The 11,506-nt window shown below is 52.1% G+C and carries 13 protein-coding genes; all 13 read right to left on the bottom strand.

Annotated features, from left to right (window positions below):
• Positions 1–74: 74 nt before the first annotated feature.
• Positions 75–1,361 (bottom strand): lipopolysaccharide biosynthesis protein, encoded by a 1,287-nt coding sequence (locus H3Z84_RS07170; protein ID WP_199456992.1) that lies wholly within the window; start codon positions 1,359–1,361, stop codon positions 75–77.
• A 322-nt stretch (positions 1,362–1,683) separates the two neighbouring features.
• Positions 1,684–2,415 carry a lipopolysaccharide biosynthesis protein gene (locus H3Z84_RS07175; RefSeq protein WP_199456993.1) on the bottom strand — a complete coding sequence of 244 codons (732 nt, stop codon included), beginning with the start codon at positions 2,413–2,415 and terminating at the stop codon, positions 1,684–1,686.
• 301 nt (positions 2,416–2,716) lie between these two features.
• Entirely contained in the window at positions 2,717–3,121 is a 405-nt protein-coding gene (locus tag H3Z84_RS07180; protein ID WP_199456994.1) for an SH3 domain-containing protein, read from the bottom strand.
• On the bottom strand, positions 3,118–4,908 hold the full coding sequence (locus tag H3Z84_RS07185) for a hypothetical protein (protein WP_199456995.1): 1,791 nt from the start codon (positions 4,906–4,908) through the stop codon (positions 3,118–3,120). Before H3Z84_RS07185 ends, H3Z84_RS07180 begins: the two co-directional genes overlap by 4 nt.
• Before the next feature lie 11 nt (positions 4,909–4,919).
• The gene (locus H3Z84_RS07190) at positions 4,920–5,606 is read right to left on the bottom strand and encodes a hypothetical protein (protein WP_199456996.1); all 687 of its coding nucleotides are present in this window, start codon (positions 5,604–5,606) and stop codon (positions 4,920–4,922) included.
• Between the two features lie 38 nt (positions 5,607–5,644).
• On the bottom strand, positions 5,645–6,706 hold the full coding sequence (gene wecA, locus H3Z84_RS07195) for a UDP-N-acetylglucosamine--undecaprenyl-phosphate N-acetylglucosaminephosphotransferase (RefSeq protein ID WP_323126959.1): 1,062 nt from the start codon (positions 6,704–6,706) through the stop codon (positions 5,645–5,647).
• Between the two features lie 222 nt (positions 6,707–6,928).
• Entirely contained in the window at positions 6,929–8,545 is a 1,617-nt protein-coding gene (pgm, locus tag H3Z84_RS07200; protein ID WP_323126960.1) for a phosphoglucomutase (alpha-D-glucose-1,6-bisphosphate-dependent), read from the bottom strand.
• A 41-nt stretch (positions 8,546–8,586) separates the two neighbouring features.
• Entirely contained in the window at positions 8,587–8,952 is a 366-nt protein-coding gene (locus H3Z84_RS07205) for a GxxExxY protein (protein WP_199456998.1), read from the bottom strand.
• Between the two features lie 86 nt (positions 8,953–9,038).
• On the bottom strand, positions 9,039–10,166 hold the full coding sequence (locus H3Z84_RS07210; RefSeq protein WP_199456999.1) for a Fic family protein: 1,128 nt from the start codon (positions 10,164–10,166) through the stop codon (positions 9,039–9,041).
• 140 nt (positions 10,167–10,306) lie between these two features.
• Entirely contained in the window at positions 10,307–10,558 is a 252-nt protein-coding gene (locus tag H3Z84_RS07215; RefSeq protein WP_199457000.1) for a DUF2442 domain-containing protein, read from the bottom strand.
• A 175-nt stretch (positions 10,559–10,733) separates the two neighbouring features.
• On the bottom strand, positions 10,734–11,072 hold the full coding sequence (locus H3Z84_RS07220) for a T6SS phospholipase effector Tle1-like catalytic domain-containing protein (protein WP_199457001.1): 339 nt from the start codon (positions 11,070–11,072) through the stop codon (positions 10,734–10,736).
• A 53-nt stretch (positions 11,073–11,125) separates the two neighbouring features.
• A complete protein-coding gene (locus H3Z84_RS07225; protein ID WP_199457002.1) occupies positions 11,126–11,374 on the bottom strand; it encodes a type II toxin-antitoxin system YafQ family toxin in 249 nt (82 codons plus the stop codon).
• Positions 11,371–11,506 (bottom strand): transposase (locus tag H3Z84_RS07230; protein WP_199456077.1); only part of this gene is annotated, 136 nt, incomplete at its 5' end. The genes H3Z84_RS07225 and H3Z84_RS07230, both read right to left, overlap by 4 nt.

Raw genomic sequence — 11,506 nt, forward strand, 5'->3', positions numbered from 1 at the left:
GACAGGAGAAAGAAAAATTTTGATTTAGCCAGCTTACCTTTGAAAGCCAGAAAGATCACTCTAGGACGGATTTATTAAACTCTCTGATATACATTTTTGGAAGCTACCCAAACCCTAATTACAAGACATAAATAGCAAACGGAACCTAAAACAGAAAATACTGCCACAGCTGCAACGCCATCCCTGAAAATATAATAACCAATAAACAAGCCGGCTATTCTCATCCCTGCACTAAATACACTGTGCCATAATGCCCAACGCTCCAATCGCAAAGCCGGAACAATTGCGACTGATGGCGAGTTAAGCAAGTTAAAATACATAAACAAAGCCAACCATCTACCATAATGGCCGGAAACCTCCCAACCTTCTCCAAACACTAATCCAAACAAGTAGGGCCCAAATACAACAACCAGAACAAGGGGGATAGCTCCTACAACCGATAGGCCAATCGTTGCTTTTATTAGAATCCCAGATATTGACCTTCCGCTACCAAGTGCTTCTACCACTTTAGGATAGAGTACGTCCTTTACAGAGTTACTCAACAACATGGATGGCAAGGCTAACACTGATCTAGTTATAGCGTAATAGCCCGCAGAGGCGGGGCCTATGGCTGAAGCGAGAAAAAGAGTTGGTGCGTTTATTGATATTGCGTTGATTAAAACTTGGGGAGAACGATACAGCGGAAAGTCACGATAACGTTTAGCCAATTCGAATGGAGTTTCCGCATTACATTCATTCTGAGAAGGTTCAGTTTCTGATCTTCGAGCACCAACCCACAGTAAAAAGGCATGAAAAGCTTGGCCTATCGACGCAATAATAATTAATGTTGCACCTACGGGGTGAAACCAACCCACACCCGCTTTAGCCGAATTCATGATCAAGGCCTGAAATATTGCCATTCGGGCAGTGATTCTGAACTGTTCTTTCCGTATCAACCACTGTGTGAAGATTTGTTGAATTGCTGAAAATAGCATCGCCAATGGAACTAGCCATAGGAAATCGGCCACCGATTCCAAACTCAATACTTTGGCTAGCCAGTCAGCCCAAAAGAGTATTATTAAAGCTGAGATTGTGGCAACAGCAACAGCAACCCCAGCACTAATCTGGCCTATCTTCTTCGCTTCTTCATTTGATTTGGCTAGCACTATGGCAACTGGATAGGTTAATGCGGCTACCGGTGTCAGTACACCTAATACCGCCATAAAGGTACCCAGGAGCCCAAATGCTTCGGGACCGTAAAGACGAGTAATGACCGGAGCAAAAGCCATAGTAATAGCCTGCGCTCCAATTGTTCCAGATGCGACTATAAAAACATTGCGGACAAATTTATTATTAAACAGAACTTTTGCTTTATAGACCAAGATACTTACTTTCTATTAGAATTGACTTTATGCGCTGAGTAACGAACGCGTGGAGTTACTTTCAACGTACGCGAACTAATTTTTTAGATTTATACATAATCTTGACCCCCTTGCCGTTGCGAGCAAGAATGTATTGCCGCACAAAGGGATTTATTTTACTTGATATATTTAGCAGCAGAGAAACGAAGAGGCTCGCGAGAGGCCTGCTTTCGTTCAACCGTTTAACGATATAGATATTTTTCTGGTATAGAGTTGCGTGGCCTGGGAAATGATGGAGAGCTCCAGAAGAGCTGACTTTTATGGGATTTTCCAGTGCTTTATCTTATTCTTCTTGCATATCGCTCAATCTGATGCGCACCAATGCGATAAATTCTGAAATAAAGGCCAGAGACAAGCCGGCCAGAAGACCGAGAAGTCCGCCCAATGTCACAATCAGAGCTTTCGCTGGGCCTGTACTACCGGTGCTTTTTCGGCTAGTAACCAGTACTTCAGCAGGCTTCATTGCCTCTCTATCGTTCTCAAGTTCCGCCTGCTCTTGTAAGGCTAGAACAAGAGCAGATCCAGCGCTTTCACTCCCTTCCATTGCCTGTAGTGCTTCTACTAAAGTGTCTTGTGAGGCAATACGTTTATCAAGCGTATTACGGGCAGCTTCAATTAGCTGCTGCTGACGATCTATTACATCGGCGATCAGGTTGGCGTGGATTTCATTAACCAGTTCACGCTGTTCTTCAGTAGTTTCTGTAATCAGACGGATCAGGTTAGTGTCCTTTGGATTGCCAGCCTGCACTCGAAAAGGTAGGTCTCGCTGGTTTCTTTCAGCAAAGTTGGCGACTTGTTCCGGTACCCATCGGTTCTCTACGGTTGCCACCACAGAGCTGGGGGCTTCGAGGTAACCACCTTTTCCGTCTTTTGCCAGCTGAACCAAGCTTATATACTCGTACTTGGCGGGTGCCATCAGAGCATAAATAAGAGCCAATGTAATTATGACGAAAAACGTTGCGTAAAAGATCCGACGCCGGCGTATAAAAGTCGTCGCCAGATCTACCAAGCTCATTTCGTCACCATCAGTTCTTCTACTATCTATACTCTTAGTCATCGGTCTCAACTGCCGTAGTTGTATTAGTATATTAGTCTTGGGCACGCTACCGCCCCACCAACCCAAATCAGCGTAGTCAGGCAATAAGCATTCAGGCCACCGCAGGCGGAGGCCGATCCATGCACACAGAATACTGTTAATAAACGGAGCAATTCTACGCTAGTTATGAGGGAAATTCAGCTACCGGGCGTAAAGGTGAGCCCTGAACGCAAAATGCCGGCGAAGGCCGGCATTAAAGACTAAGACGAATTTCAAGGAGTTAGCGATTCACAACTACCAGATTCTGGTGCACGAACCCTCGCCGGCCAGAACTCAGCTGAATGGAGTACCACGGAATACCCTTTTCCTGCCCCAGAATGACAAAGGAGTCGCCAGGGTTAAGCTGCTCAATCACAGTACTGCTTCCATTTGTGCCCGGCACATTGCGAATATTCGCCCTGCTCCCAAGGTCAGCACGAATTTGGCCCTTCACTATAGGGCTTGGTACAGCCCCTCCGCCAACAAAAGCAATCCGGTTTTCAATAATCTTTTCGCCGATCGCATCCACTACCGGCAGATTCGTCAGCCAACCGCCAACCTGCCCACCCCAACCTGCAAGTACCTGCAGGGGCCAGATCAAAGGCACGATTAAAGTCAGTACAACGAACGGTTTTCGGAGCATCATTCGTCATCCCCTTCAGTCAGCAGCCACTCCAGCAAAGATGTTGCTACTTCTACACCATTCTCGGCCATGGAGTTCATTTGGAAATCCACAATAAAAAGCATGGTCTCGGCGGCAAACTCAACCTCCTCCGGCAATTGCTCATACACCAACGCCTTGAACTCTTCCTTTGTCATTTCCTTGGCATATTCACTAACCAGATCATCAAGCTCTCGCAGGACTTTCCGGATTCGAGACACATCATCGCCGCTCGGTAGCTCTGGACCTCGTGCAGGTTTAGGGGCAGCAGGGGCCTTAAACGCTGACGTAGTAACCGACAAGGCATCAAAAAGTGCGGCTTCGTTAAGAACTCCGGCATCAGCAGTGGCACCGCAATAGCCAAACCTCTCAACATTCACGCTCCCTCCCTCCATAAAACGGAAACGGGCACTGCAAGGCACGAAGCCACCACTATTAATATAGCCTGCATACGCCAGACTGAGCTCAATCTTATTTTGACTTGAAGCCGGCGCGAAGGCCTGAAAAATCGATAATTTATTGCTGTCGTCGCGCTCATCCGGAATGAACCGGCTCAATGCTTCCAGAATAAATCTGTGGACAGCCTTCTCATATTTACGCTCATAAGAAGGATGCCCACCGGACAAAGGCAACTTCATTGCGGCTTCGTCAAAAATATAGCCAAAAGCGACGGTCTTCAGCAGCAAAACCTGGTTTGGGTCAGCGGCGATTTCCGGCTGCAGATGGGTTTTTATCCAGTTTTCCAGAGACGTCATAAGCGCATCCCGCGCCTGTTGATTCAGAGCCTCGCGAAATGCCGCTATCTCCCCGGATAACTCCCGCTCCAATACCCCCAAAGCCGGCAACTGAAACTTGCCTGCTAGCCTTTGCCAGTTACCCGCTATTTTCCGGCTCTTAGCCTCAAAAAGACTTTTGGGATCGCTATATAACTCCTTGAAACCCTGTAAATATATCCCGGGCAGTCTTTCAAAGCGGTACGGTAGCTCAAACGCCTTAACATCCCGCCCATGCTCGAGCGCCGACACCAAAACGCGAAGAAGCGCTGAATAACTCTCACGGCCAGCTAAACGTGCTTTAAGGTCTTTGAGGGTATCGGAATTGTGCTGATCTGTAGCCAACTGCATCTGCAACTCAGCCACATTGCGCTCGTTTACACCATCCAGCACAACCAAGCGCCGAATATACCGGTCATAGACTGCGTGCTTTTCTTTACGTGCTGCCCGCAGCGCGAAGTGTGGCCTCATCCAGCCCTGATCATGGTTGTTTATAAACTCCTGGTAAGCGCTCACGGTTCCTTTTTGCCGAGCCACCTGAAGACTGTCCCGGGCATGCAAGTACCGGCTTACCATCCTCACAACAAAAACAGACACAAAAAACAGGCCTACCAGAATCGACCAGAGATACCTGGATAAAATACCCCCGGAGACACCCGGAAATGCAGGAAGTGCCGCAAGGCCTGCCTGCTGCAGAGCAACAGAAGAATCGGTCTCTGGCAAATACAAAACCTGTGTCGCCATGCTTTCCAGCGGTAGTAAGCGATTAAGCTCCCACCCCTGGTACCCCTCAACCACCTCCCCGTCCAGCATATAATCGCCCAGCGATCTCTCCAGCAGAACATAACGTGGCGGGCCATAGCTCAGCGCAACCAACACGCCGGCGACCATCAACACCAGATAGACCCTCAGGCCATCTTTATTCAACACCTGCAATTTCCTGGCGAGCACAAAGAACGCAGCGGCGAGAGCAATCGCTCCTAGAATCATCAATTTCATAGGCTAAACAATTACCAAAAATACTTGTCGTAAAACAGCGCATTGGCTCCAAAAAGCAAAAGCCCGAGGTACCTCAGCACACCGGCAGCCCCTGCGCCAACAGACTCCTCCAACACCCCCAACGCGGGCCGCATCGTACCGGTTACGATGAGCAAAGCCACCAACATAAAAATGACCGCCACAATCTGCCAGCTTCGAGTAACCCAGATTTCATTCTGTCGCTCGGAAACACGCTGGCGAATAGCCTTTCGAACACCCTCAAACAGATAGCTCAACACACCAAAGGCCAGAACAAACACCACCAAACGCAGAACACCCTGGACAATACTTTCCTCTATAAAAGGAACCGTGTTAATAGCAATGATGGCGGCGACCACAATCTCCACACCGGCCGAAAAGGCTGAGCGCTCGCTTCCTGGCCGGCAGAAGAAATAAATCATGTCTCGGATCAACAACACCATGTAGCCGGAAACCGCGACCATAACAAAGGCGCCCAGAGCCCGGAGCAAATTACCGAAATTGATAAAAACGCTGAGTTCGGCGATTGCCCAGCCAACCAGAAGCAGCACCAGCACCAGCTGAGCAGAAACGGACAAGTAATATTTCGTTTCTACATCGCGGCCGGAGTATTTACCAAACAGAAAAGCGGAAACAGACAGTGTTAAAACGTGAATAAAGGCAAGAGCAACAGTCGTCATGGATAATTGGCTTTATAGATTTTTAGTTACAAGAGAACTTAGTGGTGACTAACCTTCTTCCGAACCACCACCAACAACCGCCAAACATGGCTAAGCGACCAGTCATACAGCGCGAACAGTCCAACAAACGCCGTAAACATCAGCCACTCGGGCAGGTGGAAGAGCTCACCAAGCAGTCCAACGCTGGCGAACAGCATGGCCACTATGGTGATCATCAGCAGGGCTTCGCGGTCGGAGAATCCGGCGCGCATGAAGATGTGGTGCAGGTGGTCACGGTCTGGTTTCATTACCGACTGCCCTTTGCGGGCGCGGCGTACCATGATGGCGACCATGTCCATCAGGGGGATGGCGATAATCCACAGGGCGGTTACCGGGCGCATGGCCATTTCGCCGGGCTGGGTGGCGTTTACCAGCAGCCACACCACGGCAAAGCCGATGAACATAGAGCCCGCATCGCCCATGAAAATGCGGTTGCGGAAGGGGGGAATGCGCAGGTTAGCCATCAGATAAGGCACCAGAGCGCAGCTAATGCCTACCGCCAACGCCAGCTCAGCCACCAAACCGGAGGACGTGCTGAACAACAACGCCAAAGAGCCCAGCGCCACCAGCGACAGGCTACCAGCCAGGCCGTCGATGCCATCCACCATGTTAAAGGCGTTGGTGGCACCAATTACCGCGGCAATGGTCACCAAAGGCCCGAGAATACCCAGTTCAATGGGCCCAAAGCCCAGCAAATTGCCGAAGGTTACCAGCGAGGTACCAGAGCCAAAAGTCAGCACAGCACCCAAAAGAACCTGCACACCCAGGCGGAATTTTGCAGGAAGATCTCGCGCGTCATCCACCGCACCCACAATCACCAGCAGCGCGGCGCAAATCAGGAACAGCCCATGGCCACTGATCAGCGGCATGCCAATCATCCAGGCCACGCTCACGCCTACAAAAGCACTCAAGCCACCAATCAGCGGCACCGAACCCTTGTGGAGTTTTCGGTGGTCTGGGGTGTCCAGCAAGTGCACCCTGCAAGCAATAGGGCGCAGGAAAAACAGTGAGAGATAAGAAAAAAAGCCAGCCATAAGGCCGACGGAACTAGCCGCTTCCATGTGTAGGTCTCTCGTTAATTCAATAATGCCACTAAGCAGGGGGCCACCTTAGCTGCTAAACAAACTCTGTGCTATGAGCACAAAGTAGACAGTATAACGGAGGTGTTAACCTTACGTTACATACCCGGAGGGGTTTAACGTTATTTTACCAAAGAGATGGTCAGAGATTCTGACCCGAAAGTCGGCAAAGGGGCCCGGCAAAGGGGTCTGACCCCACCGGGGTCAGACCCCTCTCACTCCTAGCAAAGTCTCGGCTTGCACCAAAATCGCCTCCAAATGCCCCTCCCCCAAAAAACTCTCCCCATAAATCTTGCAGAGAGCCTCAGTCCCACTAGGCCGCGCCGCAAACCACCCATTACGGGTCGTCACCTTCAACCCACCAATCGCCGCGCCATTACCCGGCGCCGTAGTCACAGCCTCCATAATCGGGTCCCCAGCCAGTTCAGCAAACGGCAAGTCCTCCGGCTTCAGGGTTTTCAGCTTTTGCTTCTGCTCAGCCGTTGCAGGGAAGTCTTTACGGCGATACACCGGCGCGCCGTATTTCTCCGTCAGCTGCGCATAATACTCACTGGGCAACTTACCGGTCTTGGCGCGAATCTCCGCCGCCAGCAGGCACAAAATAATGCCGTCTTTGTCGGTGCTCCAGGGCTTGCCATCAAAGGTCAGAAAACTCGCGCCGGCGCTTTCTTCGCCGCCGAACACCAACTCGCCGGTGTGCAGGCCTTCCACAAACCATTTGAAGCCCACGGGCACTTCGTACAGCGCCCGGCCCTGCCCGGCTACCACGCGGTCGATCATGGACGACGACACCAGGGTTTTACCCACCTTCAGCCCCGCGCCCCACTGCGGCCGGTGGCTGAGCAGGTAATCGATGCACACCGCCAGGTAATGGTTTGGGTTCATCAGGCCGGCAGCGTCGACAATGCCGTGGCGGTCGGCGTCCGGGTCATTACCGAAGGCCAGGTCGAAGCGGTCTTTGATGTTCAGCAGATTGGCCATAGCCGCAGTGCTGGAGCAATCCATGCGAATCTTGCCGTCGTGGTCCGGGGGCATGAAGGCGAAATCCGGGTCCTGGTTGCGGTTGACCACTTCCAGGTCCAGGCCATAGTGCGCCGCCACCGCATCCCAAACCGCCAGCGCCGCGCCGCCCATGGGGTCTACGCCCAGCTTCAGGCCGCTGCTGGCAATGGCGTTCATATCCACCACCTGCCCCAGCCGCTGCACGTATTCCTGCACAAAATCCCAGGGCTCGGCCGCCACCACCGCCTGCCGGCGCGGGGAGGTTTTCACGCCCGCCAATCCGGCTTCCAGCAATTCGTTCGCGCGTTGCTCAATCCAACCCGTAGCATCGGTACCCGCCGGGCCGCCGTCCGGGCCGTTGTACTTAATCCCGCCATCCTCCGGGGGATTGTGAGACGGCGTAATAATCAACCCATCCGCCAGCGCCGCCGGCTTATCGGCGTTGTGCACCAGAATGGCATGGGACACCAGCGGCGTGGGCGTAAAGCCCCCGGCAGCATCCACCCGCGTAACCACACTGTTACCCGCCAACACCTCCAACACCGAATCCATCGCCGGGCCAGACAGGCCGTGGGTGTCCTTGCCCACGTACATTGGCCCGGTAATGCCCTGCTTATTCCGCCAGTCCACGACCGCCTGGGTAATGGCCAGGATGTGGTAGCGGTTGAAGCTGCGGTTCAGCGACGTGCCGCGGTGGCCGGACGTGCCGAAGGAGACTCTTTCAGCGGGGTTTTTGGGGTTGGGGGTGTGTTCTTTGTAGGCTGCCAGTACTTTATTCATAGCTTGGGAGGATTCCTGTTTTTGGCCACGGACACTCACGGACGCTCACGGACGAAAAGAGCGGTCACTGGTAACACAGCCTATAGTACGATTCTTTTGATTGTGGCTTTGGGAAAGGTGAAGTTTATTAGCAAGCCGGTTCTGTGGCCGGTGGCCTTCAGGTAATTAATCAGCTGCGGCTCGGCTGACAATGGCAGCCTTAGCTGGGCTTTCAGTTCTAAGACAATCGCACGGTTAACCAAAAGATCCAGGCGATGCTCGCCAACGGGCTGGCCCTTGTAGTTAACAACTACCGGTACCTCGACTTGCACCTCCAGCCCGCGCTGGCGCAACTCATAGGCTAACGAATTCTGGTACACCGCCTCCAGAAACCCAGGCCCCAGTACCTTATTAACTTCATAAACAGCACCGCGAATGCGATAAGTCAGCTCCTCATCCCTGAGCATAACAACCTCTAATTTCTGTCCGTGAAATCACTTGTCCGTGAGCGTCCGTGAGTGTCCGTGGCAAAAAAAATCTTTAACCCAACTAATCACAAATCCAGCTTATACCGAGCATAGCGCCCTTTGCTATAAATGGGCGCCAGCACGCCCTCCGCAACCAGGTGTTGGAGATCCCGGGTAGCAGTGGCTTTGGAGCAACGCGTTAAGTTCTGATATTTCGCCGCATTGATCCCATTTTCAAAGCTCGGCGCATCCTGGCCCAGCATCCTGCGAATCAGCTTAAGTTGTCGGTCATTCAGCGATTCAGTGTCGAGCCCGCCCCAGAAGCGGGCCTTTTTCACCACGTACTGAATAACATCAAACGTACCATCCAACGCCTCAACAACCCGCTCGCCAAACCAATTTACCCATGGCGACACATCCAGCGTATCTTTCGACGCCTTGTTAAGCTGCTGGTAATAAGCCTTCCGATGCCGACTTAACACCGTCGCCAGGCTCATCATCAGCGGCTGCCCCAGCATCTGGCACACAGCCACATCCGCAACAGCCCGCCCCACCCGGCCATTACCGTCTTCATAGGGGTGAATCGTTTCAAACCACAGATGAGCAATCGCCGCACGCGCCACACCAGGTAAGGCGCGGGAGCCATCCTCAAACCAATCCAGGAACCGCTGCATTTCCTCGGGCACACGCACAGAAGGCGGGGCCTCGAAGTGAATCGTCGGATTGTGAACAGGGCCAGAGACTATCTGCATGGCATCTGGATGGGTACGCCACTGCCCCGCCATGCCGGCCTGGCCCAGAAACGGGCCAGAATTGTGCGCCGGAAGCACCAGTTCATTCCAGTGGTGCAGGCGTTCCGCTGTTAATGGTTCTTCGTAAAGGTCTATCACTTCAAGAATCAGAGCGGAGATACCTGCCGCTACCGGGTCATGTACCGCTATCTTCTCATTGGGGCTCAAAAAATGATTCTTGATGGAGTTGCGCACATCCTCGCGATTAAGCGATTCGCCCTCAATCGCACTGGTTTCGATCGCAGCGCTGACCAGAAGGTCCAACTTCGCTTCGCTACCAAGGCTTTCCGGCACAACCGCCATCGCCCCAAGAATCTTATGAGACGCCGCAAGAGCCTTACTCGTCCAGAGCTCTGCAGATTTCTGATCAAAGCTGTAAGCGGGCCAGTTGTCCAGTTGCCATGTATACATCGAATGAGCCATTAGAAGAAACCTATCGGCTCACCTTAGCATGAAATATGAGCCGATAGAAAAACATAACGGCTCAACCGAAACTGGGCCTACTGTTCCTTGGAGTGAAAATTTTTTGCCCCGGAATCCACAAAGCCAGCTTGACGCACAAACTAAGCCACACTCTCACGCTTTGGGTGAGCCTGATCCCCCCACCCAGCCAACAGCCCATGCACGCTGATGTCTTCATCCAGGGCATCCCAGTGAATACCATGAACACTCAGCTCAAAGTCTTTGCGGCTGGCACTATCAGCGTTCAACAAACGGGGAAACCAAACAAGAGGCGCACCCACCGTTCGGCCATCTGACAACAGAACCCAAAGGTTATCCTCATCAAACCAGACTTTCTCAGGCGAAATAGTCATGCCACGCATCCTCCTGGAGTTAATGGAAATTCCTTTTTGGCCACGGACACTCACAGACCCACACGGACGAAAAACTAAAAAATGTTTTTTTCTTTGTCCGTGAGCGTCCGTGAGTGTCCGTGGCCATGAGGCTTTCAGTTCTTTTCTTCCGTGTCCTTCCGTGGCAAAAAAATCTTTAATCCGTACCAACCAAACTCACACCACCCCACCCCAAACGCCCAACCAACTCCCCCAACCCAGGGCTCTTATACGGCACCGAATCATCCTCCCGCCGCACGCTCACATGCACCACAAAGCGGTAGCAATCCTGAATGTTCTTGTCGATGCCCTTGCCGGTAATACCGCCGGAGAACTTGTCCCCCTCCGAACCCACACCCCAGTCGTAAAACACCACCTGCTTATTACCGGCCGCATCCTCCGGGGCCATGCCCTCAGCCAGGCGCAGAACGTGGGTGGATGTGTCGGATTCCGGCGATTGCCAGGTTCCGTCTGAGCAAATGATGATGTTTTTCATCTCGGCTCCTTTCCTTGGAGTTAATGGAAATTCCTTTTCTTGGCGGGATTTCTCTAAAAAAGCTCACTGTGGCTGCCGATCCTGGCCAGCTGCAGCGTGCCGTTATCAACTCTGTAGATCAAAACCAGGTCTGGCTTGATGTGGCAATCCCTGAAACCATGCCAGTTGCCGGTCAGAGCGTGGTCGACATGCTTGTCTTCCAATGGCTCATCACGCTGCAGCTTAGAGATAATACGGCCCACCTCGACAATATCCGGGATGGGCAATTTCGTTATTTTTTTGAAGTCTTTTTTAAGGTTCATCGCGCTTTACCGGGAAATGCTGCTTTTATCTTCAGAAAGAAGTAGTCGTTATCCCGGTAGCCGTAGGCCACCCGCTTGATCACCTTGATCTTGTTGTTCATTCCCTCCAACACACTGGTGTTCAGCCGGTAG

The organism is Marinobacter sp. bablab_jr003 (genome assembly GCF_016464245.1).
GTDB lineage: Bacteria > Pseudomonadota > Gammaproteobacteria > Pseudomonadales > Oleiphilaceae > Marinobacter > Marinobacter vinifirmus.